This window comes from Pimelobacter sp. 30-1 (assembly GCF_018831735.1).
Lineage (GTDB): Bacteria > Actinomycetota > Actinomycetes > Propionibacteriales > Nocardioidaceae > Nocardioides.
This window is the reverse complement of record NZ_NHTS01000010.1, coordinates 39,637-62,073: the sequence shown is the minus strand read 5'-3', so window position 1 is coordinate 62,073 and position 22,437 is coordinate 39,637. Positions and strand designations below refer to the sequence as shown.

Annotated in this window: 22 protein-coding genes; 14 read left to right on the top strand and 8 right to left on the bottom strand. The window is 72.0% G+C overall.

Translation table 11 applies throughout. The features are described 5' to 3' along the window. Nucleotides 1–13 precede the first annotated feature (13 nt). The 6 genes from CCO04_RS21995 to secA all read left to right on the top strand — a co-directional run bounded on the left by CCO04_RS21995 (nt 14) and on the right by secA (nt 7,335). On the top strand, nt 14–1,003 hold the full coding sequence (locus tag CCO04_RS21995) for an ABC transporter substrate-binding protein (protein ID WP_215816313.1): 990 nt from the start codon (nt 14–16) through the stop codon (nt 1,001–1,003). Further along, nucleotides 1,000–1,779 (top strand): ABC transporter ATP-binding protein, encoded by a 780-nt coding sequence (locus CCO04_RS21990; RefSeq protein WP_215816312.1) that lies wholly within the window; start codon nt 1,000–1,002, stop codon nt 1,777–1,779. The genes CCO04_RS21995 and CCO04_RS21990 overlap by 4 nt, the downstream gene beginning before the upstream one ends. Beyond that, complete coding sequence (locus CCO04_RS21985; protein ID WP_215816311.1) at nt 1,776–2,480, top strand: class I SAM-dependent methyltransferase; 705 nt, start codon at nt 1,776–1,778, stop codon at nt 2,478–2,480. Before CCO04_RS21990 ends, CCO04_RS21985 begins: the two co-directional genes overlap by 4 nt. A gap of 174 nt (nt 2,481–2,654) precedes the next feature. Then, entirely contained in the window at nt 2,655–4,007 is a 1,353-nt protein-coding gene (locus CCO04_RS21980; protein WP_215816310.1) for a folylpolyglutamate synthase/dihydrofolate synthase family protein, read from the top strand. Next, nucleotides 4,004–4,381, top strand: coding sequence for a DUF4233 domain-containing protein (locus CCO04_RS21975; protein ID WP_308281443.1), 378 nt, complete (start codon nt 4,004–4,006; stop codon nt 4,379–4,381). Before CCO04_RS21980 ends, CCO04_RS21975 begins: the two co-directional genes overlap by 4 nt. 65 nt (nt 4,382–4,446) lie before the next feature. Next, nucleotides 4,447–7,335: a preprotein translocase subunit SecA gene (gene secA / locus CCO04_RS21970; protein WP_215816309.1), complete on the top strand. Its 2,889-nt coding sequence runs from the start codon at nt 4,447–4,449 to the stop codon at nt 7,333–7,335. Nucleotides 7,336–7,395: 60 nt separating this feature from the next. On the opposite strand, the gene CCO04_RS21965 is transcribed toward secA, so the two are convergent. The 4 genes from CCO04_RS21965 to CCO04_RS21950 form a co-directional block, all read right to left on the bottom strand. Continuing rightward, the gene (locus CCO04_RS21965) at nt 7,396–8,604 is read right to left on the bottom strand and encodes a hypothetical protein (protein WP_215816308.1); all 1,209 of its coding nucleotides are present in this window, start codon (nt 8,602–8,604) and stop codon (nt 7,396–7,398) included. A gap of 69 nt (nt 8,605–8,673) precedes the next feature. Continuing rightward, nucleotides 8,674–9,225 carry an Rv3235 family protein gene (locus CCO04_RS21960; RefSeq protein WP_215816307.1) on the bottom strand — a complete coding sequence of 184 codons (552 nt, stop codon included), beginning with the start codon at nt 9,223–9,225 and terminating at the stop codon, nt 8,674–8,676. A 24-nt stretch (nt 9,226–9,249) separates the two neighbouring features. Beyond that, nucleotides 9,250–9,909 carry a LysM peptidoglycan-binding domain-containing protein gene (locus tag CCO04_RS21955; RefSeq protein ID WP_215816306.1) on the bottom strand — a complete coding sequence of 220 codons (660 nt, stop codon included), beginning with the start codon at nt 9,907–9,909 and terminating at the stop codon, nt 9,250–9,252. Between the two features lie 61 nt (nt 9,910–9,970). Further along, nucleotides 9,971–10,291, bottom strand: coding sequence for a hypothetical protein (locus tag CCO04_RS21950; protein WP_215816305.1), 321 nt, complete (start codon nt 10,289–10,291; stop codon nt 9,971–9,973). A gap of 182 nt (nt 10,292–10,473) precedes the next feature. Between CCO04_RS21950 and CCO04_RS21945 the strand changes: the two genes are divergently transcribed. Then, nucleotides 10,474–11,010, top strand: coding sequence for a hypothetical protein (locus CCO04_RS21945; RefSeq protein ID WP_215816304.1), 537 nt, complete (start codon nt 10,474–10,476; stop codon nt 11,008–11,010). Between the two features lie 3 nt (nt 11,011–11,013). On the opposite strand, the gene CCO04_RS21940 is transcribed toward CCO04_RS21945, so the two are convergent. The 4 genes from CCO04_RS21940 to CCO04_RS21925 form a co-directional block, all read right to left on the bottom strand. Next, nucleotides 11,014–11,367, bottom strand: coding sequence for a sec-independent translocase (locus CCO04_RS21940; protein WP_215816303.1), 354 nt, complete (start codon nt 11,365–11,367; stop codon nt 11,014–11,016). A 38-nt stretch (nt 11,368–11,405) separates the two neighbouring features. After that, nucleotides 11,406–12,551 carry an Mrp/NBP35 family ATP-binding protein gene (locus CCO04_RS21935; protein WP_215816642.1) on the bottom strand — a complete coding sequence of 382 codons (1,146 nt, stop codon included), beginning with the start codon at nt 12,549–12,551 and terminating at the stop codon, nt 11,406–11,408. A gap of 211 nt (nt 12,552–12,762) precedes the next feature. Further along, a complete protein-coding gene (locus CCO04_RS21930; protein WP_215816302.1) occupies nt 12,763–13,308 on the bottom strand; it encodes a DUF1003 domain-containing protein in 546 nt (181 codons plus the stop codon). Next, entirely contained in the window at nt 13,305–14,564 is a 1,260-nt protein-coding gene (locus CCO04_RS21925; RefSeq protein ID WP_215816301.1) for a magnesium transporter MgtE N-terminal domain-containing protein, read from the bottom strand. The genes CCO04_RS21930 and CCO04_RS21925 overlap by 4 nt, the downstream gene beginning before the upstream one ends. Nucleotides 14,565–14,729: 165 nt before the next feature. On the opposite strand from CCO04_RS21925, the gene CCO04_RS21920 reads away from it, so the two are divergent. The 7 genes from CCO04_RS21920 (at nt 14,730) to CCO04_RS21890 (ending at nt 22,424) form a co-directional block, all read left to right on the top strand. Continuing rightward, on the top strand, nt 14,730–15,848 hold the full coding sequence (locus tag CCO04_RS21920) for an endonuclease/exonuclease/phosphatase family protein (RefSeq protein ID WP_215816300.1): 1,119 nt from the start codon (nt 14,730–14,732) through the stop codon (nt 15,846–15,848). 41 nt (nt 15,849–15,889) lie between these two features. After that, complete coding sequence (locus tag CCO04_RS21915) at nt 15,890–16,312, top strand: hypothetical protein (protein WP_215816299.1); 423 nt, start codon at nt 15,890–15,892, stop codon at nt 16,310–16,312. Between the two features lie 149 nt (nt 16,313–16,461). Beyond that, nucleotides 16,462–17,853: a phospholipase D-like domain-containing protein gene (locus tag CCO04_RS21910; RefSeq protein ID WP_215816298.1), complete on the top strand. Its 1,392-nt coding sequence runs from the start codon at nt 16,462–16,464 to the stop codon at nt 17,851–17,853. Between the two features lie 134 nt (nt 17,854–17,987). After that, nucleotides 17,988–19,403 (top strand): bifunctional 2-polyprenyl-6-hydroxyphenol methylase/3-demethylubiquinol 3-O-methyltransferase UbiG, encoded by a 1,416-nt coding sequence (locus tag CCO04_RS21905; RefSeq protein WP_215816297.1) that lies wholly within the window; start codon nt 17,988–17,990, stop codon nt 19,401–19,403. Further along, nucleotides 19,400–20,701, top strand: a complete 1,302-nt coding sequence (locus tag CCO04_RS21900) for a DUF6752 domain-containing protein (RefSeq protein ID WP_215816296.1) — start codon at nt 19,400–19,402, stop codon at nt 20,699–20,701. Before CCO04_RS21905 ends, CCO04_RS21900 begins: the two co-directional genes overlap by 4 nt. Next, a complete protein-coding gene (locus CCO04_RS21895) occupies nt 20,698–20,904 on the top strand; it encodes a hypothetical protein (RefSeq protein WP_215816295.1) in 207 nt (68 codons plus the stop codon). Before CCO04_RS21900 ends, CCO04_RS21895 begins: the two co-directional genes overlap by 4 nt. A gap of 146 nt (nt 20,905–21,050) precedes the next feature. Next, nucleotides 21,051–22,424 carry an endonuclease/exonuclease/phosphatase family protein gene (locus CCO04_RS21890; RefSeq protein WP_215816294.1) on the top strand — a complete coding sequence of 458 codons (1,374 nt, stop codon included), beginning with the start codon at nt 21,051–21,053 and terminating at the stop codon, nt 22,422–22,424. Nucleotides 22,425–22,437 lie beyond the last annotated feature (13 nt).

Genomic DNA, 22,437 nt, shown 5'->3' with positions numbered 1-22,437 from the left:
GAGCACATTCCCCATGCGCCGCGCCCTGATCGCCCTGACCGCCTCGGCCTCCGTCCTCGCCCTCAGCTCGTGCGGGCTCTCCTCCGACGGCGGCCGCTCCGCCACCGGCGGGTCCGGCGGTCCCTACCCGCTGACGGTCGAGAACTGCGGTGCCGACGTCACCCTCGACGCCGCTCCCGGGAAGGTCGTCCTCCTCAAGAGCGCGGCCGTGCCCTACCTGGCCGAGCTCGGGGTCCTCGACAAGGTGACCGCCCGGGCGGGGGAGTACCCCCGCGACTACTACGACGACGCGACCTTCGCCGCGCTGGAGAAGATCCCCGCGCTCACCGGCAAGACCGACACCTCCGGCCACCTGCTGATCTCCAAGGAGGTCGTCATCGGCAAGGAGCCCGACCTCGTGCTCGGCGAGATCGACAACCTCAGCCGGGCCACCCTCGACCAGGTCGGCATCCCGCTCATCGAGGAGCCGGCGATGTGCCCGCAGGGCCTCGACGACCCGGGCTTCGACGACATCTACGCGCAGATGGAGACCTACGGAAAGGTCTTCGACCGCACCGACGAGGCCGCCGCGGCCAACGCTGTGCTGAAGAAGCGCGTCGCCGAGCTGACGGCCGACCCGGCCGGCGAGCGCCGTACGGCGGCCGTGCTCTACCCGACCGTGGGCGGCGGCGTGACCTACGCCTACGGCACCCGCAGCATGGCGCACCCGATCCTCGAGGCCGCCGGCCTCGAGAACGTCTTCGCCGACACCGACGAGCGGGTCTTCGAGGTGACGCCCGAGGAGCTCATCGGCCGCAACCCCGACGTACTGATCCTGCTGCACAGCGCGGGCGAGCCGGCCAAGGTCGCCGACGCGATCACCAGCCTGCCGGGCGCCAAGAGCATCGCCGCGGTCCGCGACGACAACGTGCTGCCGCTCCTGTTCAACTACGTCGAGCCGCCGACGCCGCTGGCCCTCGACGGCCTGGCCAAGATCGAGGAGAGGTTCGGCGAGAAGTCGTGATCGTCGCCGAGGCCCTCGAGTTCGGGTACGGCGCCGCGCCGGTCCTGCGCGGCGTCGGGCTCACCGCGCGGCCGGGCCGGGTGCTCGGCCTGCTCGGCCCCAACGGCAGCGGCAAGACCACCGCGCTGCGGATGCTCTACGGCTCGCTGCGCCCGGCCGCCGGCCGGGTGACCCTCGACGGGCGGCCCCTGGCGACGCTGTCGCCGCGCGAGGTCTCCCAGCAGGTCGCCGTCGTGGTGCAGGAGTCCGACGCCGAGTCGATGCTCACCGTGCACGAGATGGTCTCGCTGGGCCGGCTCCCGCGGCTCAAGACGTTCCAGCGCGCCGGCGCCGAGGACCACCGGGCCGTGGCCGAGTCCCTGGACGCGGTCGGTGCCGGGCACCTGGCGCGCCGCCGCTTCGCCGAGCTCTCCGGCGGCGAGCGGCAGCGCGTGCTGGTCGCGCGGGCGCTCGCCCAGGAGGCGGAGTTCCTGCTCCTCGACGAGCCGACCAACCACCTCGACATCCGCTACCAGCACGAGGTGCTCCACCTGGTCCGGACCGTGGCGACCAGCGCGGTCGTCGTCCTCCACGACCTCAACCTCGCCGCCCGCTACTGCGACGACCTGGTCCTCCTCGACGGCGGCCGCGTCGTCCGGTCCGGCTCGCCCGACGAGGTCCTCGACCCGGACCTGATCGCCGAGGTCTACGGCATCGGCGCCACCCGGGCCGACGCCGGCGGCCACCCGCAGCTCCTCTTCCACCCCCTGAACACCGACGAGAGGCTTCCCGCATGAGTGCCGTCCAGGACAACGTCGACGCCTACTGGACCGGCCGCGCGCCGTCGTACGACGACTACCAGCAGCGTCCCGAGCGCCTCGCCCTCGACCAGGCGGCCTGGTCCGCCGTGCTCGCCGCGGCCCTGCCCGCCGCACCGGCCGACGTCCTCGACCTCGGCACCGGCAGCGGGTACGTCGCGCTGCTGCTCGCCGCCCTCGGCCACGACGTCACCGCCACCGACCTGTCCGAGGGCATGCTCGAACGAGCCCGCGTCCACGCCGCGAGCGCCGAGCGGGCCCCCGACTTCCGCCGCGGCGACGCGGTCGCCCCCGACTTCGCCGACGCCTCGTTCGACGCGATCACCAACCGCTACCTGATGTGGACCCTGCGCGAGCCGGAGCGCGCACTGGCGGCCTGGCACCGGCTGCTGCGCCCCGGCGGCGTGCTCGCCGTGGTCGACTCCACCTGGTTCCCCGACGGGCTCGACCGCGACACCACCGAGGACTTCGTCCGGCTCTACGACGCCGGCGTGCGCGACGCCCTCCCGCTCGCCGCCGCGGAGTCCATCGACGCCACCCGCGAGCTCGTCGTGGCGGCCGGCTTCCGCGACGTCACGGTGACCCCGCTCACGAGCATCCTCGAGCTCGACCGGGCCCACGGCGTCGCCCCCGACCACGAGGTGCGCCTGCAGTTCCTCGTCCGGGGCCTGCGTCCCTAGGGCGTGTCTCCCCAGACCGCGTCTGCTGCGCGGCGCTGGCGACTCGATCCGGCGGCGTTGTCGCAGACTCGACGGGCCTCCGGCCCGCCTTCGCTGCTCCGCCTTGCCCGATCGGCCGCCAACACCGCTCGCGACGACGCGGTCTGGGGAGACACGCCCTAGACTCAGGGCGCCATGACTGAGCCCGTAGCGCGCCCCGCAGAGACCTTCGCCGAGGCCGAGGACGCCCTGCTGTCCCGGTGGCCCGAGACCCGGCTCGAGCCCTCGCTCGACCGGATCCAGGCGTTCACCGAGATCCTGGGTGACCCACAGCGGGCCTACCGGTCGATCCACCTGACCGGAACCAACGGCAAGACGTCGACCTCGCGGATGATCGACGCCCTGCTCCGCGCCCTCGACCTGCGCACGGGCCGGTTCACCAGCCCGCACGTCGAGAAGATGAGCGAGCGGATCAGCATCGACGGCGAGCCCCTCGACGACGAGACGTTCGTCCGGGCGTTCAACGACATCGCGCCCTACACGCACCTGGTCGACCAGGCCGAGGAGCACCCGCTCAGCTTCTTCGAGACCGTCGTCGGCATGGCCTACGCCGCCTTCGCCGACGCCCCGGTCGACGTCGCGGTCGTCGAGGTCGGCATGGGTGGCTCGTGGGACGCCACCAACGTCATCGACGCCGACGTCGCGGTGGTCACGCCGATCGCCGTCGACCACGCCGACTACCTCGGCGGTACGCCGGTCGAGATCGCCCGTGAGAAGGCCGGGATCATCAAGCCCGGCGCGACCGCCGTCCTGGCCCAGCAGAGCGCCGACGTGGCCGTGGTCCTCCTCGAGCGCGCGGCCGAGGTCGGTGCCACCGTCGCCCGCGAGGGCCTCGAGTTCGCCGTCGTGGCCCGCACCGCCGCGGTCGGCGGTCAGGTCGTCACCCTCCAGGGCCTCCGTGGCCGGTACGACGACCTCTTCCTCCCGCTCTACGGAGCCCACCAGGCCCAGAACGCCGTCACCGCCCTCGCCGCCGTCGAGGCCTTCGTCGGGGGAGAGGAGCCGCTCGGCGACGACATCGTCCGCGGCGCCTTCGCCGAGATCACCTCGCCGGGCCGGCTCGAGGTCGTCCGGCGCAGCCCCACGATCGTGCTCGACGCCGCCCACAACCCCCACGGCGCCGCGGCCACCGCGGCCGCACTCGACGACTCCTTCCAGTTCGACCCGATCGTCGGCGTGATCGGCGTGATGGGCGACAAGGACGCCGAGGGTCTCCTTGCCGCCTTCGAGCCGCTGCTGTCCCACGTCGTGATCACCCAGAACTCCACCGACCGCGCGATGCCGGCCGAGCGCCTGGCCGTCGTGGCGCGCGAGGTCTTCGGCGAGGACCGGGTCAGCGTCGTACCGCTGCTGGCGGACGCGATCGACGCCGCCGCGGCCGTCGCCGAGGACGAGGGCCACGACGCGCTCTCCTCCGGCGCGGTCCTGGTCACCGGCTCGGTGGTCACCGTCGGTGAGGCCCGGGTGCTGCTCGGAGGCCGCAAGTGAGCGACGAGCGCGACAAGTCCCCCCGGCGCGCGATGTGCGCCGCGGTCCTGACCCTCGAGGCGATCGCGGTGGCGCTGTCGGTGCCGGTGATGATCGGGATCTCCGACATCCGGCCGGCCGTCGCGCTGCCCGTCGGGCTGGGCGTGGCGCTCGCCTGCCTGCTGGTCGCCGGGATGCTGCGCCGCGAGTCGGGCTACACCGTGGGCCACGTGCTCCAGGTCGCCGCGATCGCGCTGGGCGTCCTCGCGCCGCTCATGTACTTCCTCGGCGCGATCTTCGCGCTGCTCTGGGGCACGGCCTACGGCCTGGGCCGCAAGATCGAGCGGGAGCGGGCCGCGGCCTTCGCCGAGTACGACCAGAACCAGGCGTCCTAGGTTCTTCCGCGCCCACCGGACACCGTCGGCTCTCGCCCTTGGTGACTGCTGGGTAGAGTGGCCGCGTGCCAGTGATCATCGACAAGCTCCTCCGCATCGGAGAGGGCAAGATCCTTCGTCAGCTCGAAGGCGTCGCCAAGGCGGTCAACGCCATCGAGGACGACTTCAAGGCGATGTCGGACGACGAGCTGCGGGGCATGACCGACGAGTTCCGCAAGCGCATCGCCGACGGGGAGTCCCTCGACGACCTCATGCCCGAGGCCTTCGCCACGGTGCGCGAGGCAGCGCGCCGGGTCCTCGGTCAGCGCCACTTCGACGTCCAGATCATGGGCGGCGCGGCGCTGCACATGGGCAATATCGCCGAGATGAAGACCGGTGAGGGCAAGACCCTCGTCTCGACGCTGCCGGCGTACCTCAACGCCCTCGAGGGCAAGGGCGTCCACGTCGTCACGGTCAACGACTACCTGGCCAAGTTCCAGTCCGAGATGATGGGCCGGGTCCACCACTTCCTCGGCCTCACCGTCGGCGTGATCCTGCCGAGCATGCGCCCCGACGAGCGGCGCGAGGCCTACGGCTGCGACATCACCTACGGCACCAACAACGAGCTCGGCTTCGACTACCTGCGCGACAACATGGCCTCCTCGCTCGAGGAGTGCGTCCAGCGCGGCCACAACTTCGCCGTCGTCGACGAGGTCGACTCGATCCTCATCGACGAGGCGCGGACCCCGCTGATCATCAGCGGTCCGACCCAGGACGAGGTCAAGTGGTACGGCGAGTTCGCCAAGATCGCCCAGCAGCTGACCAAGGACGTCGACTACGAGGTCGACGAGAAGAAGCGCACGATCTCGGTCCTCGAGGACGGCATCACCAAGGTCGAGGACCACCTCGGCATCGACAACCTCTACGAGTCGGCCAACACCCCGCTCATCTCGTTCCTGCACAACTCCATCAAGGCCAAGGAGCTGTTCCGCAACGACAAGGAGTACGTCGTCATGGAGGGCGAGGTGCTCATCGTCGACGAGCACACCGGCCGCATGCTCGCAGGCCGGCGCTACAACGACGGTCTGCACCAGGCCATCGAGGCCAAGGAGGGCGTCAAGGTCCGCGAGGAGTACCAGACCCTCGCCACCGTGACCCTCCAGAACTACTTCCGCCTCTACGACAAGCTCTCCGGCATGACCGGTACGGCGCTCACCGAGGCCTCCGAGTTCGACAAGATCTACAAGCTCGGCGTGGTCCCGATCCCGACCAACAAGCCGATGCAGCGCAAGGACCAGCCCGACCTCGTCTACCGGACCGAGGAGGCCAAGTACGACGCGGTCGTCGACGACATCGTCGAGCGCCACGAGAAGGGCCAGCCGGTCCTCGTCGGCACCGTCTCGGTCGAGAAGTCGGAGTACCTCCACCAGCAGCTGACCAAGCGCGGTGTGGCCCACTCGGTCCTCAACGCCAAGGTCCACGCCGAGGAGGCCAAGATCGTGGCCCTCGCCGGCCACAAGGGCGCGGTCACCGTCGCGACCAACATGGCCGGTCGTGGTACCGACATCATGCTCGGCGGCTCGGTCGAGTTCCTCGCCGACGAGGAGCTGCGCAAGCAGGGCCTCGAGCCCGGCGGCGAGACCGCCGACGAGTACGACGCCGCCTGGCCCGCGATGATCGAGAAGATCAAGGCCCAGGTCGAGGCCGAGCACGACGCGGTCAAGGACCTCGGCGGCCTCTACGTGATCGGCACCGAGCGCCACGAGTCGCGCCGGATCGACAACCAGCTCCGCGGTCGTTCCGGCCGTCAGGGCGACCCCGGCGAGAGCCGCTTCTACCTGTCCCTCCAGGACGAGCTGATGCGGCTGTTCAAGTCCGACTGGGTCGACCGCGTCCTGCTCATGCTCAAGATCCCGGACGACGTCCCGATCGAGAACAAGCGGGTCACCAACGCCATCGCCAACGCGCAGGGCCAGGTGGAGTCCCAGAACTTCGAGTCGCGCAAGAACGTCCTCAAGTACGACGACGTGATGGACCGCCAGCGCAAGGTCATCTACGGCGAGCGCCGTGAGGTGCTCGAGGGAGTCGACCTCGAGGACCAGGTCCGCACCTTCATCGACGACGTCGTCACCGGCTTCGTCAACGGCTCGCTCGACGAGTTCTCCGAGCAGTGGGACCTCGACCAGCTCTGGACCGACCTCAAGCAGTTCTGGCCGGTCTCGATCTCCTGGAAGGACCTCGTCGAGGACGAGGGCACCCAAGCCTCGCTCGAGAAGCCCTTCCTCGTCGAGAAGCTCAAGGAGGACGCCCACGCGGCGTACGACCGCCGCGAGGAGGAGGTCGGCGAGGAGGTAGCCCGCGAGCTCGAGCGTCGCGTGCTGCTCTCCGTGCTCGACCGCAAGTGGCGCGAGCACCTCTACGAGATGGACTACCTGCGCGAGGGCATCTACCTGCGGGCCTACTCGCAGCGCGACCCGCTGGTCGAGTACCAGCGCGAGGGCTTCGACATGTTCGCCGCGATGATGGACGGCATCAAGGAAGAGACCGTCGGCTTCCTCTTCAACCTGGAGGTCCAGGTCGAGGAGGACGAGGAGATCCACTACCACGCCGACGGCTCCGCCCACGCGGGCCCGATGCACGAGGGTGCCTTCGCCGAGCCGCCCGTCGGCCTCGGGGTCGGCGCCGGTGGTGGCGAGATCGACCTCGAGTCGATCTCGGCCGAGCTCAGGGCGAGCACCCCCAAGGTGACCGCCAAGGGTCTCGACACCCCCAAGCAGCCGCAGAACCTCACCTACTCCGCGCCCGACGAGACCGGTCACGAGGAGGTCCGCGGCAGCGGCGCCGCCTCCAATGCCGACGACGAGTTCGGCGACATCGGCCGCAACTCGCTGTGCCCCTGCGGCTCGGGCAAGAAGTACAAGCGCTGCCACGGCGCCCCCGGCGGTCCCACCGGGACCACCGCGCGGGTCAGCTGACCCGGCTCCGCACCGACGCGACGACGCCCCCTCCCGGACGGGAGGGGGCGTCGTGCGTTCTCACTGCAGGGTCATCCGCGGCTCACCGTTGACCAGCCCGGTGCCGCTGCGCACGCACGCGCCGCCGCGCGCCGTACCGCCGTTGTTGTAGGCCTGGCGCACGCACGAGCGCACCGCGAGCTGGCCCCAGTAGTTCGGGTGCAGCGACTCCTGGATGTAGTACGGCGAGTCGCCCGCCGTGGTGACCGTGCGGATCTGGTTGACCCACTCGGTGCGGTCGACCGCGCCGGCCGTCGTCCAGCTCGCGAGCCCGACCTCCTCGTACAGCCCGACGCCCGACTCGCACAGCCGGCGGCCATTGAAGGTGGCGGCCAGGTTGAGGACCTTGGCGTTGGTAATGCCGGCCTGGGTGATGGCGCCGGTGACGGCGTTGTTGATCGTGGGCAGCGCGGTGTTGTTGGCCCAGTCGGCGTCGGCGTTCCAGAAGCCGCAGCCGCCGGTGTTCTGCCGGCCGTAGCCGCTCTGGCCGTAGCGGAACCCGGAGCCCCCGGGGATCGGTGAGGGATAGGTCTGCACGAGCATCGTCCACTGGCCGTCGGCGTACCCGGCGTTGCGCAGGGCGGTGCGGACGTTGGTCAGCGCCCCGGCGATCCGGCTCTTCACGGCCGCGACGTTGGCGCTGGTGAAGTTGCGGGTGACGCTGCTGTCGTCGTTGCAGTAGTCCTTCCACCACGACGGCGAGAGCAGGAAGTCCTGCACGCACTGCTGCACGACGCCGGCGAACCCGAAGTCGTTGCCGCCGATCGAGACGACGACCATGCGCACGTTGTGCCCGGCCGCGAAGTCCTGGAGCGCCCGGGCCTGCCCGACGCCCTGGCTGCCGCTGTAGAAGTCCAGGCCCGGCTTGAAGTTGTCGCCCGTGGTGGTCCCCGTCGTCGCCCCGGAGCAGGCCAGGTTGAGGCTGCTCACCCCGCCGCCGACGTGGATCTCCGCGCTGCGCGAGCGGTGGCAGCGCGTGATCGCCTCGCCGGTGCCCGCCGCGTTGTCGTGGTAGGCCGAGGGCCCGAGCGCGTCGGCCCGGGCGCTGCTGCTGTTGGACGAGCCGGCCCAGCGACCGGCCTCGCCGGAGATGTAGGAGTCGCCCACCGAGACCACCCACGGCCCGCCCACCCCGGGGCCGTCGGCGTGGGCCGCGGGAGCGGGGGCGGAGAGGGGGACGACGAGCGAGGCGCTGACGGCGGCGAGAGTGGCCGCGAGGGCACGGATCATGATCGCAACGTAGTGACCCAGGTCACATCTGACCAGCATCCGGGTCCGCGGCGCGTCGTCCGCGGTGGGTCAGGAGAAGTCCAGCGCGGTGCAGATCCAGCGCTGGCCCAGCCGCTCGAACCGCGCCGCCACCGCCCGCGACCGGGCCCCGTGACGTACGTGCACCCCGCACTCGACGACCGTGTCGCTGATGAAGCAGGCGTGGACGCTGCGTACCCGCGGCCGTACCGCCTGGACCCGGGCCAGCCCGGGCTGGTGACCGCCCGCGCGGGCGACGAGGAGCGCGCGGCGGTGGAGGTCGCCGTACACCTCGGGGGCGGTCCAGCGCACCAGCTGGGAGACCGGACGATCCCCACCGACGATCTCGACCGCGGCCTGCACGAACCGGTGCGTCCACTCCTCGATCGTGCGCCGCAACCGCTGGTCGATCGGGACCACGACGCCGCCGGGGCGGGGGCCGGGCGGGGGACTGGGTGGCGGACCGAGGTCCGGGTGGTGCCTGCGGGCGGGTGGGTCCTGGCGGGGGAGCAGGGCGAGCGCGAGCGTGCCCTGGGTGGAGGTGACCGGGACGGTCGGGCGGTCGTGGTCGTGCTTGTGGTCGTGGTCGCGGGAGCTGGGCATGGTGCCTCCTGGGCGGGCAGCGGGTCAGTGGGTCTCAGGGAGGTGGAGGACCGGGCCGGGCCGGATCCGGTCCGGGTCGGGGCCGATCACGGGGGCGTTGCGCGCATGGATCCGCCGCCAGTACGCCGTCACGTCGGCCGCGCTCGCCTCCGGCCCCAGCGCCCGGGCGGCGATCGCCCAGAGCGTGTCGCCCGGCCGGACCTGGACGATCCGGGACCGGGCCGGCGCAGCCCCGTCCACCGGACGCTCGGGGAGCGGCAGCCCGGCGAGCGCATCGGCGTCCACGTCCAGGGCAGCCGGTGGCGGCGCCGGCTCGGGGGTGCCCGCGCTGACGGGGGCCGCGAAGGCGGTGACCCCGCAGAGCGCGAGCAGCCCTGCCCGGACCGGTCCCACCCGTCGGGCGCGGAGCCGGGGCCGGAGCCGGGCCGGCCGCAGTACGGTCCACGCGACATCGCTCGCCGCGACCCACAGCCCGCCCAGCGCGACCAGTGCGACGACCGCGCAGCACCCGACGACGAGGTCGGCGAAGGTGACCGCCCCCGACGGCCGGACGAGCGCCACCGCGGCCGGCCCGGCGAGCATCCCGCCCAGGACCGAGCCCGCGCTCACGCCGACCCACAGGAGCAGGCCGCGTCGGCGCGCGGTGGCAGGCGCAGCGACAGGCGAGGCAAGCACGTGTTCCATCCCGAGAGAACCTTTGCGTTTGCTTGTGTTTGCCTCAGGATGTGTTCGCTCACGGGCCTGGTCAACGAATGCCTTGCGACTGGCCGCAAAGCGTCGATTTCGATCCGCCGCCCACGGCCGGCCGACCCCGTACCGTGACCGCGTGGACCTGCGCGCCGCCGGCGAGTTCCGGCGTACCCCGCTCGAGCGGGCCGACCAGAAGGTCTCCTGGGCGCGCGGGGACCAGGCGTTCTTCGCCTCGGGCGCCTGCCACGTCCTCGCCTGGACCGTCCGCGCCGTTCACCTCGGCCACGCGCTCGCCGTCGTGGGTCTGCGCCGGCCGGGTGAGGCGGCGATCTGTCACGTCTACGCGGTGCGCGCCGACGGCCGGGCGTTCGACCACGGGGGCGGCATCCGGAGGCGGATCTGCCGGTCCCGGAGGCGACCACCCTGGCCGCGTTCTGCGCCGCCCACCGGCACCGGACGCCGACCCAGTACGCCGGCGACCCGTGGCCCCGCGCCCGCGCGTACGTCGACCGGTACCCACCGCCCGCGACCTGATCATCCCGTGCGAGGCTGGCTCCCATGGGCTGGGAGGACGAGCTGTTCGCGCTGTTCGACGACCTGGAGGACCAGGCGACCGCCCTCTACGCGGCCGAGCGGGACGTCGAGGTGGCCGATCGGAGCCGGGCGGAGTACCAGCAGGTCACCCTCGCCGGGCGGCTGATGGCGACCGTCGGGTCGAGCGCGGTCGTGGGCGTCGAGGGAGTCGGTCCGGTCGCGGGGGTCGTCGAGCGGGTGGCGTCCGGATGGCTGCTCGTCGCGGCCGGTGACCAGGACTGGGTCGTCAACCAGGACGCCGTGACGACGGTCGAGGGTGCCTCGGTCCGGGCCGTGCCCGAGGTGGCGTGGTCGCCGCTGACCCGGTTGGGGCTGGCCTCGGCGCTGCGCCGGATCTCCGAGGCCGGGGAGGCGTGCGTGCTGCACCTGCGCGACGGGAGCCGGCACGAGGGGCACCTGCGCCGGGTCGGCGCGGACTTCTGCGAGCTGAGCACGGGGGAGGAGCGCCGGACCGTGCTTGTCACCTTCGCCGCGCTGGCCGCGGCGCAGTCGCGGGGCTGAGGATCAGGTCGCGTCGAAGTCGTACGGCGGCCGCTCGCCCGGAGCGAGCGGGAGCGAGGAGGGCAGGTCGTCCTCGCCGGCGTTGCGGACCGCGTCGTCGAGCTCGTCGAGCTCGGCCATCGCCTCGGCGAGGTGCTTGCGGACGATGGCGCGCGGGTCGAGGTCGCTGAGCTCGAGGTCGGCGTACTCGGGGCCGAGCTCGGTGCGCAGCTCGTCGCGCGCGTTGTTGGCGAACTGGCGCATCTGCCGGACCAGCTTGCCGGCCTGGCGCGCCACCTCCGGCAGCCGGTCGGGGCCGAAGACGAGCACGGCGATGAAGGCGATGACGATGATCTCGCCGAACCCGATACCGAACACCCGCCAGCTCCTGTCGCCCTACCCGCGTGCTGTGCTGGTCAGAACTTACTGGTCGGCGTGAGGCCGAGCTGCATACCGGCGAGTCCCCGGCCGCGTCCGTCGAGCCGATCGGCCACCGCGCGCAGCGCCTGGGCGGCCGCGGAGGTGGGGTCGGAGTCGACGATCGGCTTGCCGGCGTCGCCGCCCTCGCGCAGCGAGACGTCGAGCGGGATCTGGCCGAGCAGCGGTACGTCGTACCCGAAGCGCTCGGACAGCGTGGCCGCCACCCGCTCGCCGCCACCGGAGCCGAAGATCTCGAGCCGGTGGTCCTTGCCCTCGGGGGTGCAGTGCGGGCAGGGGAGGTAGCTCATGTTCTCGACGACGCCCACCACGCGCTGGTGCATCATCGAGGCCATCGTGCCGGCCCGCTCGGCGACCTCGGCGGCCGCCTCCTGGGGGGTGGTCACCACGACCACCTCGGCGCCGGGGAGGTGCTGGCCGAGCGAGATGGCGATGTCGCCGGTGCCCGGGGGCAGGTCGAGCAGGAGGACGTCGAGGTCGCCCCAGTAGACGTCGGCGAGCATCTGCACGAGCGCCCGGTCGAGCATCGGTCCGCGCCAGGCGACGACCTGGTCGCGGCGCGGCTTGAGCATGCCGATCGAGATCACCGAGACGCCCGAGGCGGTGGGCACCGGCATGATCAGGTCGTCGACCTGGGTGGGCCGGGAGTCGGCGACGCCGAGCATCGCCGGGATCGAGTGGCCGTAGATGTCGGCGTCGACCACGCCGACCTTGCGCCCGGCCGCGGCCAGCGCGAGGGCGAGGTTGACCGTCACCGAGGACTTGCCGACGCCGCCCTTGCCGGAGGCGATCGCGAAGACCTTGGTCAGCGAGCCGGGCTGGGCGAAGGAGATCTCGCGCTGGGCCTGGCCGCCGCGCAGGGTCTCGTGCAGGCCCGAGCGCTGCTCGGCCGTCATCACCCCGAGCTCGACCTCGACGCCGGTGACGCCGGGGAGCGCGGTGACCGCGGCGGTCACGTCGCGGGTGATGGTGTCCTTGAGCGGGCAGCCCGCCACGGTGAGCAGCGCCTTGACGGTCACGACCGACCCGCCGTCACCCGCCGCGATGTCGACGCTGTCGACCATGCCGAGCTCGGTGATCGGCCGCTTGATCTCGGGGTCGTTGACCTTGGCCAGCGCGGCCATGACCTGCTCGAGCGAGGGGGAGTGCTGCGGGGTGCTCACAACCACGGAGTCTAGTGACCGCTCGGTCGCCCGGACCGGTCGCCCCGCACCCTGGGCACGCACCTCGCTACGTCGGCGACACTCGCCGGGCACCCGGCACGCCCACGCGCCGCCGCCTTGCGCTGCACGCACCCAGCGCACGGCTCGACCACCCCGGCCGGCCGAGCGGTCCCTACGGAGCCCCCGCAGCGTCCTCGTCGGCGCCGTCCTCCTGAGACGGCACGCGCTCCTCGGCCCGCTCGTCGAGGTCGGCCAGCAGGCCGCGCAGCTCGGAGCGCAGGAAGTCGCGGGTGGCGACCTCGCCGACCGCCATCCGCAGGGAGGCGACCTCGCGGGCGAGGAACTCCATGTCCGCGTGCGCCCGGGCGTCGGCCTGCCGGTCCTGCTCGGCGATGACCCGGTCGCGGGCCTCCTGGCGGTTCTGCGCGAGCAGGATCAGCGGCGCGGCGTACGACGCCTGGAGACTCAGCATGAGCGTCAGGAAGATGAAGGGGTAGTTGTCGAAGCGCAGGTCGTCGGGCGCCATCAGGTTCCAGCCGACCCAGAACAGGACGAACAGCGTCATGTAGATCAGGAACGTCGCGGTCCCCATGAACCGCGCGAACTGCTCGGCGAAGACCCCGAACGTGTCCGCGTTGTACGACGGGCGCCGGACCAGCTGGCGCCGTTCCTCGCGCGGGGTGTCGAGCCGCTCGCGCATCCGCCGGGTGTCGCTCATCGGCTGCCCGCCTCACGCTCGCGGGCCCGGTCGCGCCAGTTGGCGGGGAGCATGTGGTCGAGCAGGTCGTCGACGGTGACCGCGCCGAGGAGCCGGCCGTTCTCGTCGATGACCGGGGCGGCGACGAGGTTGTAGGTGGCCAGGTGGGCGGCGACCTCGTCGATGCCGGCCTCGGGGCGCAGCCACTCCATCGAGTCGTCGAGCGCGCCCGCGACCAGGGTCGAGGGCGGCTCGCGCAGCAGGCGCTGGATGTGGGCGACGCCGAGGAGCTTGCCGGTGGGGGTCTCCAGGGGCGGGCGGCAGACGTAGACCAGGGCGGCCAGGGCCGGGGTCAGCTCGGGGTTGCGGACGTGGGCCAGGGCGTCGGCGATGGTCGCGTCCGGGCCGAGGATGACCGGCTCCGGGGTCATCATCGCGCCGGCGGTGTTCTCGACGTAGGAGAGCAGCCGGCGCACGTCCTCGGCCTCGTCGGGCTCCATCAGCTCGAGCAGGATCTCGGCGGTCTCGGGCGGCAGGTCGCGGACCAGGTCCGCGGCGTCGTCGGGCGACATCTCCTCGAGGACGTCGGCCGCGCGCTCGGAGTCGAGGCCCTTGAGGATCTCGACCTGGTCGTCCTCGGGCAGCTCCTCGAGGACGTCGGCGAGGCGCTCGTCGTCCAGCGCCAGCGCCACGGCGGTACGCCGCTCGGGCGGCAGGTCGTGCAGGATGCTCGCCGCGTCGGCGGGCCGCATCTCGTTGAGGGCGGCGACCAGGTGGGTGGCGCCCTGGCGGTCGTCGCTGCGGGTCAGCCCGGTCACGTCGCGCCACTCGACGACGTGGGACTGGCCGCGGCGCCGGAAGCCCTTGGAGGGCTCGCGCACGGCGACCCGGCTGAGCACCCAGTCGCGGGTGCGTGCGGGCTCCATCGCGACGTCGTACACGGTACCGGTGATGCCGCTGTCGGTGATCGTCACGGTGCGGTCGAGCATCTGCCCGATCACCAGGGTCTCGGTGGAGCGCTGCTCGAAGCGGCGCATGTTGAGCAGGCCGGTGGTGTAGACGTGGCCGGCGTCGATGTTGGTCACCCGGGTCATCGGCACGAAGATCCGGCGCCGGCCGAACACCTCGGCGACCATGCCCAGCACCCGCGGCTGGGTGCCCTCCGTGCGCATGGTGACGACCAGGTCCCGGACCTTCCCGACCTGGTCGCCCTGGGGGTCGAAGATCGGGAGCCCGACCAACCGGGCCGCGAACACGCGCGACGGTGTGGTGCTCACGCTCGAACGGTACCGGTCACCGGCGCCGGTGCCGTGCTGGCGCGCTCGCGGGGGACGCTCGCGGGGGACGCTCGCGGGGGATTGGTGTGACTCAGGACGCAAGGTAGAGTCCGTGACTCCGATCAGCCGTCCCCTTGCCGATGGGACGTCGGGAGGTAGTTGAGGGTGACCGAGGACCGGAAGCGCAAGCGCGTCAAGCGCGCCATCTCGCGCACGGAGCTCGTCGTGGTCGTCCTGGCCGCCGTCGCGGGACTCGCGGCGATCGTGGTCGGCACGGTGGTCGACACGTCCGTGACGCCGATGGGGGCCGACGTGGCCGCCGCCGGACCGTCGTCCTCCCGCTCGCCCGAGGCGAGCGAGGGCTCGGGCACCCGGGTGCCGGCGTCGAGCAGCGATGAGGCGAGCGGCGCGCCCACCGAGACCGGCTCCGCGACGCCGGACGGCGCCACGGGCGAGGTCGGCGAGGGCCGCTCCGCCGAGGCGCCCTCGCGCAACCAGGAGCGCAAGGTCAACCCGCTCGTCGAGCAGGTCGAGGCGATCGCCCGCAAGAGCCAGCCCTCGACCACGAGCTTCCGGATCGCCACGCTCAACATCCTCGGCAGCAACCACGCCGGCAACGGGCTCAACCGCGCCGCCCGCGAGGCCGCCCTGCTCCGCGACCGGGGGGTGTCGATCGTCGGGCTCCAGGAGGTCCAGCGCGACCAGCGCCCGGTCTTCATGAACAACCTCTCCGCGATGCAGATGTGGCCCCAGGACGCGCTGGGCCGCGACGGCTACCGGGTCCAGATCATGTGGCGCACCGACCGCTTCGAGATGGTCGACAACGGCGGCTCCTCGCACACCTTCAACGGCATCGGCAGCGTCCCGATCCCCTACGTGCTGCTGCGCGACAAGAAGACGGGTGCCCGGTTCTGGGTGATCGTCACCCACAACTCCCCGCAGGGCCGCCAGGCCGAGCGCAACGCCTCGGCGGAGATCCAGATCGACCTGGTCAACCAGCTGCGCCAGACCGGGCACCCGGTGCTGCTCATGGGCGACCTCAACGAGAAGACCACCGTCTTCTGCAAGTTCGCCACCCGGGCCGGGATGACCTCGGCCAACGGCGGCTCCGGTGGCGGCGGCTGCAACCCGCCGGGCGGCCCGCAGCGGATCGACTGGATCCTCGGCTCCGCCGACGCCATCGACTTCTCCGGCTACGTCCAGGACAACACCACGGTCTCCCAGGGCCTCAGCGACCACCACATGATCTACGCCGACGCCAAGGTCGCCGACAAGGCGTCCTGATCGCCACGGTGCGGAGCCCGCGGACCCCTACGATGGTCCGCATGCCTTCGTTCCTGCCGCCCCGGCTCGGGGTCCTGGTCGCGGCGCTCACCTGCACGCTGGCGCTCGCCGGCTGCGGTGACGACGACAAGTCACCCGACGCGGACGCCTCGACGCCGGGCTCCACCGCGCCCGCCTCCACGCCCGCGACCGACACCCCGGCGGCCACGCCGAGCAAGAAGCCGGTCCAGCTGCCCGCGTGCGAGAAGCTCTGGGTCGAGGGCAAGATCCTGCCCGCGTCGTACCGGGGGTGCGAGGACCAGTACGGCCAGGTCTCCAAGAGCATCCGCGGCTGCGTCAACCGCAAGCTAGCCCAGCACGGCGACCAGTTCTACGCGATCGTCGGGCGCGAGGTCGTCCGGGCCACCCCGGACCGCGAGCACGACGCCGACTACATGTCCTTGCTGGAGGCCTGCTCGGGCTGAGCCCGGCACCGGGTGACGGTGTTCACGTTCCTGCTAGTACCTGCGACACCGTGGGATACGATGTCGGCTGATTTTGCGCCGGGGTTGTCCCCGCCGTCCTTCTCGGGCATGGCCGGGGGTGACGAGGCCCAGACTGAGGAGTGCTTGTGATGCGTCGTGCCGGAACCGGCGTCGTGATCTGGGTGACGGCGATCGCCGTCGGTCTGGGACTCGGGGCACTCCCCGGCGCCCACGCCGCCGTCCCGTCGTCCGCCGTGGTCGCCGCCCCGGCCGCCGTCGACGCGTCCGCGCCCGCGACGGTCGACCGCAAGAAGAAGAAGGCCAAGCGCGACCACTACAACCCCAACCCGGGGCTGCGGTTCAACGAGCCCTACAGCCGCGGTGGCAAGAAGGCGACCAACATCCGCCGCCACATCCTGCGCAGCATCGACAGCACCCGCAAGGGCGACGTCATCCAGATGGCCGCGTGGAACGTCCGCGGCCGGTCCTGGTCCAACGCGCTGATCCGCGCCCACAAGCGCGGCGTCGCCGTCCAGATCATCATGGACAAGGTCAACTGGAGCCGCGAGCACCCCAACCCCGAGGCCGCGGCCGTCGCCAAGGTCCTCAAGGGCAAGGAGAAGGCCCGCGCGGTCCAGAGCTGGCTGCGCCTGTGCGCCGGCTCCTGTCGCGGTGCGCGGGGCATCCCGCACTCGAAGTTCTACCTGTTCAGCCGGGTCCAGGACCGCAAGTACGTGACGATGTTCGGCTCGAACAACGCCACCGACGTCGCGGCCAAGGACCAGTGGAACGACCTCTACACCTGGGTCAACAACAAGACCATCTACGACACCTTCCAGCGGGTGTTCAACGAGATGCGGCTCGACAAGAACCAGGGCAACAAGGGCTACGTTCCCGCCAAGTTCAGCGAGACTCAGAGCGTCTTCTTCTACCCCTACAAGGGCGCGATCCCGAACCAGGTCGGTGACCCCGACATGGCGCGGCTCAACAAGATCAAGTGCGTCGGTACGACGGGTGGCGCGGGCTACAACAACCGCACCAAGATCCGGATCATGCAGACCGCGATCCACGGCGACCGCGGCATCCGCCTGGCCCAGAAGCTCGTCCAGCTCAAGAAGGCCGGCTGCGACATCCGCATCGTCTACGCGCTCATGGGCAACAACGTCCACGACCTGCTCTCCAAGAACAAGGTCCAGAAGCTCCAGCTCGCCTACGACCGCGACCGCAACGGTGTCTACGACATCTACCTGCACCTCAAGTCGCTCGCGATCAGCGGCAACTACGACGGCAACACCGCCGCGCGCGTGGTCTACAACGGCAGCGCCAACTGGAGCTCGGTCCCGCTGGCCAGCGACGACGTCGTGGGCGAGTTCAAGGACGTCGCGATGACCAAGGCCTACATCGACTGGACCGACTTCCTCTACAAGCACCGTCCCGGCTCCTGGGGCCCGGTCAACCTGGCGCCGATCACCTCCTCGGTGGTCGAGGGCCGGATCGCGCCGGTCGACCCGTACGCGTTCATGAAGGAGAACGGCCTCTGACGGCCGCAGACGCCGGGGTCCTCGTCGACGGCGAGGGCATCCATCTCCCCGCCTCCTTCACGGGCTCCGGCGACGTCTACTTCGGCGAGCACCGCGGGTGGTCGTTCTCGGTCGACGCGCCGGGCAAGACGCTCGTGCCGTGGCCCAAGCGGCTCCGGGCGTTCCTGGTCGGCTGGTCCGACGTCCGCGTCGTGGCCGAGGAGCGCACGCTGTTCACCGGCCGGGTCGCCTTCACCGAGGACGATGCCGCGGTCGACATGCGCGACCGGCACGGCCTGCCGGTCATCGTGGACAAGTGGGGCCTGCTGCAGCGGCCCTTCGACACCCGGGGCGAGGGCCTGCTCGGCCTGCTCGCGGACGAGTCGCAGCGGATCATCGACGTCCTCGAGAACACCTGCGACGTCCGCTCCTGGATCTCGTTCGGCACGCTGCTCGGCGCCGCCCGCAGCGGCAAGGCGATCGGTCACGACTCCGACGTCGACCTGTGCTACCTCTCCGAGAAGGCCACCCCGGCCGAGATGCAGCGTGAGCTGTGGGACATCGCCCGCGCGCTGCGCGCCGAGGGGATGAGCCTGCAGATCCGGGCCGGCTGCTTCCTGACCGTGCAGGTCCCCACGCCCGACGGCGCGGGGGCCGGCATCGACGTCTACACGACGTTCTTCTTCGACGGGAACCTCTACGAGACCGCGACCGTGCGCACCCCGGTGCCGCGCGAGGCGCTGCTCCCGCTGAAGCCGATCGAGTTCGAGGGCCGGATGCTGCCGGCCCCGGCCGACCCCGCCAAGATCCTGGAGATCTCCTACGGGCCGAACTGGAAGGTGCCGGACCCGTCCTTCCAGCACCAGCCCGGACCCGAGATCGAGCAGCGCTTCGACGGCTGGTTCGGCAAGCTCTGGCGCCAGCGCCGCGAGTGGAACGCGTTCAACCGCACCGCCGCCAAGGCCGCGCCCGGACCGTCGGCGTTCGCCCAGGACGTGCTGCCCCGGCTGCCCGAGGGGGTCCGCGTCCTCGACGTGGGCGCCGGCACGGGCGCCGACGCGGCCTACTTCGCCCGCGCGGGCGTGCCGACGGTCGCGCTCGACTACGCCCTGCCGCGGCGCCGGATCTGGCCCGAGGCCGAGGGCCTGTCCCGCAACGAGGTCAACCTGTACGACGTCCGCGACGTGCTGACCCGTGCGGTGCTGCTCGCCCGGCACCGCGGGCCCCAGGTGGTCTACGCCCGCGGCCTGCTGGAGTCGCTGGCCCCCGACGGCCGCGAGCAGTTCTGGCAGCTCGTCGCGACCGCGCTGCGCCGCGGCGGGGAGGTCCACCTCGAGTCGCAGGCATGGTCGCGTCCGGCACTGGCCGAGCGCACCGAGGCGCTGGGCGGCCGGTTCTGGCCGACCGGCCCCGCCGAGACCCGCCGGGCCGCCGAGGCGATCGGCGCCGAGGTGCGCGCCGAGTCCGGGGTGCGCGCGGCCGAGGCGGCCCTGACCGCCACCACCTCCGTGCCGCCGGCGACCTGGCGGATGACCATCCACGTCCCGCCCCGAGGGGGGAGCTCCGCATGACCCGCACCGTCTACCTGCACGTCGGCTCGCCGAAGTCGGGCACGACGTACCTCCAGCGCGTGCTCGACGGCAACCGCACGGCCCTCGCCGACCAGGGCGTGCTCGTCGTGGGACGCGACCAGGGCACCCGGGTGCAGGCCGCGCTCCAGGTCCGCGAGGACCCGCGCTGGGAGAAGCTCCCCGCCGACCGGCGCGACCAGTGGGGCCGTCTGGTCAAGGAGATCCGCGACTGGAGCGGTCCGAGCGCGATCTTGAGCTACGAGCTGTTCTCGGCCGCCTCGGCCGAGCAGGCCGCGCGCGCGATCGGCGACCTCGCCGGACTCGACGTCCACGTCGTCATCACCGCCCGCGACCTGGCCCGCTCGGTGCCCTCGGCCTGGCAGGAGCGGCTCAAGTTCGGCCTCACCACGCCGCTGGAGGACTGGAAGCCGCCCAAGGCCGAGGCGCCGCGCAGCGAGTGGGGCTGGCGCACCACCGACCCGACCAGCGTCGCCGAGCGCTGGGGAGCCGGCCTCGCGGCCGACCACGTGCACGTGGTCACGGTGCCGCGCAGCCCGGCCGATCCGACCGAGCTGTGGCGCCGGTTCGCGGCCGCCTGCGGCATCGCCGACGCCCCGGTCGACCTCGACCTGCCCCGCGTCAACGAGTCGCTGGGTGCCGTCGGCGCCGAGCTGCTGCGCCGGGTCAACGAGCGGCTCGGTGCGCCGCTCGACAACAGCCGCGAGAAGGCGCGCTGGCTGCGCGACACCCTGGCCCACCGGGTGATCGCCCCGCGCCAGGACCAGCCGCTGGCCATGACCGACCGCCAGTACGACGAGGCGCAGGCCCGCGCCGAGCAGGCCATCGCCACCCTCGCCGCCTCCGGGCACGTCGTCCACGGCGACCTCGACGACCTGCGCGCCACGCGGCCCTCCGGACGCCTGTCCGGCGAGGTGAGCGACGCCGAGGTGCTCGACGCCGCCCTCGACGCGCTGCGCGACCTGCTGCTGCTCTGGCGGGCCGACACGACCGGCGAGGCGGGGGAGGGGAGCGCCTCCGCAGGTGCGGCCACCGCCCCGGCCGGCGGCCGGCTGCGCCGGATCGCCCAGCGGGTCGCGGCTCCGGCCGTCGACCGCTCCGAGGAGCAGCTGCGCCGCCGGATCACCGAGCTCGAGGCCGAGGTGGCCAAGAGCCGCGCGCTGCACCAGCGCGTCGCGATGCTCCAGGACGTCGTCACCGAGCTGCTGCTGCCCGCCGACCTCGCCGACGGCGACGTGACCGGCGCGGCCCTGCGCACCTACCGCGCGGACTCGCTGTGAGCGCCGCGGACCGGCTCCGCGGCCGGGCCGTCGCGGCCGCCGAGGTGACCGGCCTGCTGCGGGTCCGGCGTCAGCGCGCCCGGGTCGCGGAGGCCGAGGTCGCGGTGCGCGAGAACGCGCTTCTCGACGTCGAGCTGGCGCGCGTCGTACGGCAGATGGAGCAGGCGCTGGTGCCGCTCCTCGAGGCCCGCGCGCGCCGCTGACGAACTACACCGTTGTGGTTCAGCGGGGGCCGGAAACCCCCGTGAGAACTACACATTTGTAGTTCCTACGCGGGACTTGCCGTGGTGTCGATGTGACTGGTGTGATCCCTGTGCACCAGTGTTTCGAGACCCCACGGAGTGCTCTCATGTCTTTCCTCCGATCCGTCGCGCGGACGCCTCGTACGGCCGTCGTCGCGGTCGTCGCTGCCCTCGCCGTCAGCCTGCTCTGGCTGCCCGGGAACGGTGGTGGCGTCCGGCTCGCTGCGGACACCCCCGGTACGCCCGGCACGCCGGGCACCGACCCGGTCTCGGCGCCGCTGCGCATCGTCCAGGCCAACATCAAGTCGAACATGTCGACGGCCAAGACCAAGGCGGACATCGCCGCGGTCTACGCCCAGCGTCCCGACTTCGTCACCTTCAACGAGGTGACCTACCGGCCCGACTCCTGGCTGGCGCCCGCGGGCTACCAGCTGTGGCGCACCCCCGGTGCCTACACCGGCGAGACGCCGGTCGCCTGGAACACCGCGCGCTGGAATGTCGTCGCCCAGGGCACCTGGATGATCAGCAACAAGCTGCGCAAGCAGCCGAGCAAGGCCTTCGAGCTCGGCAAGCGCTACGCCAACTGGGTCTCGCTGCAGAGCAACATCGGTGAGCGCATCTCGATCGTCTCGGCCCACTTCGCGCCGCGCGCCGGCTACACCAAGGACCTCACGATCCCGTCGTTCCAGCGCCTCGGCCTGCTCGTCGACCAGCTCCGCGCGCACGGCCCGGTCCTCGTCGGTGGCGACCTCAACGTCAACTACCGCGCCGTCGCGGAGTACCCCCGCACCACGGTGACCGCCCTCGGCCTCACCCCCGTGTATGACGTCACCGGCACCGCGCTGCCCACCGGCATGTACCGCAACGCGACCATCGACTACGTGCTGCTCGCCTCGGCCGGCCAGTACACCGTCCGCAGCCAGTCCGTGCGCGTCACCAACTCCGACCACCGCCAGCTGACCGCCGACCTGGCCCTCACCGGCTCCAGCGCCTCGGCGTTCTCACCGGGCGTGGTGATGACCGACCCGCGCACCTCGCCGCGTGCGGTCACCAGCCTGATGGTGCGCTCGATCAACCTCGCGCCCAAGGGCGCCGTGGTCCACCTGGTCAGCCGCGACCTCAAGATGCCGGTCGTGGTCAAGGCGATCCAGCAGGCGCGCAAGCGCGGCGTCCACGTCCAGCTGCTCACCTCCGGCAAGAAGGTCACCACCGGCGAGCGCACGCTGATCAAGCTGCTGGGCACCAACGTCCGCAAGAAGTCCTGGGTCGCCCACCAGCGCAATTGGACCCGCTACCGCCTCCCGGCCGCCAGCTCCCTGGTCAGCGCCAGCGGCGGCACCCGGGCCCTGCGGATCGACTCGAACCGGCCGCTGGTCAAGGACACCCACAAGGTCGCGACGCGGGCCGTGGTGACCATCGACAAGACGAGCTACGACAACCTGTTCGTGCCGTTCTTCCAGGCGGCCGGCCGGCCGCTCTGAGGCACCGGTCTCG

What these genes read in the sequence shown, in the direction of transcription:
- CCO04_RS21900 (WP_215816296.1), top strand. Translation starts at nt 19,400, where the DNA reads ATGACCCGCACCGTCTACCTGCACGTCGGCTCGCCGAAGTCGGGCACG.
- CCO04_RS21915 (WP_215816299.1), top strand. Translation starts at nt 15,890, where the DNA reads ATGCCTTCGTTCCTGCCGCCCCGGCTCGGGGTCCTGGTCGCGGCGCTC.
- CCO04_RS21980 (WP_215816310.1), top strand. Translation starts at nt 2,655, where the DNA reads ATGACTGAGCCCGTAGCGCGCCCCGCAGAGACCTTCGCCGAGGCCGAG.
- CCO04_RS21960 (WP_215816307.1), bottom strand. Translation starts at nt 9,225, where the DNA reads ATGCCCAGCTCCCGCGACCACGACCACAAGCACGACCACGACCGCCCG.
- CCO04_RS21930 (WP_215816302.1), bottom strand. Translation starts at nt 13,308, where the DNA reads ATGAGCGACACCCGGCGGATGCGCGAGCGGCTCGACACCCCGCGCGAG.
- CCO04_RS21890 (WP_215816294.1), top strand. Translation starts at nt 21,051, where the DNA reads ATGTCTTTCCTCCGATCCGTCGCGCGGACGCCTCGTACGGCCGTCGTC.
- CCO04_RS21910 (WP_215816298.1), top strand. Translation starts at nt 16,462, where the DNA reads ATGCGTCGTGCCGGAACCGGCGTCGTGATCTGGGTGACGGCGATCGCC.
- CCO04_RS21985 (WP_215816311.1), top strand. Translation starts at nt 1,776, where the DNA reads ATGAGTGCCGTCCAGGACAACGTCGACGCCTACTGGACCGGCCGCGCG.
- CCO04_RS21965 (WP_215816308.1), bottom strand. Translation starts at nt 8,604, where the DNA reads ATGATCCGTGCCCTCGCGGCCACTCTCGCCGCCGTCAGCGCCTCGCTC.
- CCO04_RS21995 (WP_215816313.1), top strand. Translation starts at nt 14, where the DNA reads ATGCGCCGCGCCCTGATCGCCCTGACCGCCTCGGCCTCCGTCCTCGCC.
- CCO04_RS21945 (WP_215816304.1), top strand. Translation starts at nt 10,474, where the DNA reads ATGGGCTGGGAGGACGAGCTGTTCGCGCTGTTCGACGACCTGGAGGAC.
- CCO04_RS21935 (WP_215816642.1), bottom strand. Translation starts at nt 12,551, where the DNA reads ATGGCCGCGCTGGCCAAGGTCAACGACCCCGAGATCAAGCGGCCGATC.
- CCO04_RS21955 (WP_215816306.1), bottom strand. Translation starts at nt 9,909, where the DNA reads ATGGAACACGTGCTTGCCTCGCCTGTCGCTGCGCCTGCCACCGCGCGC.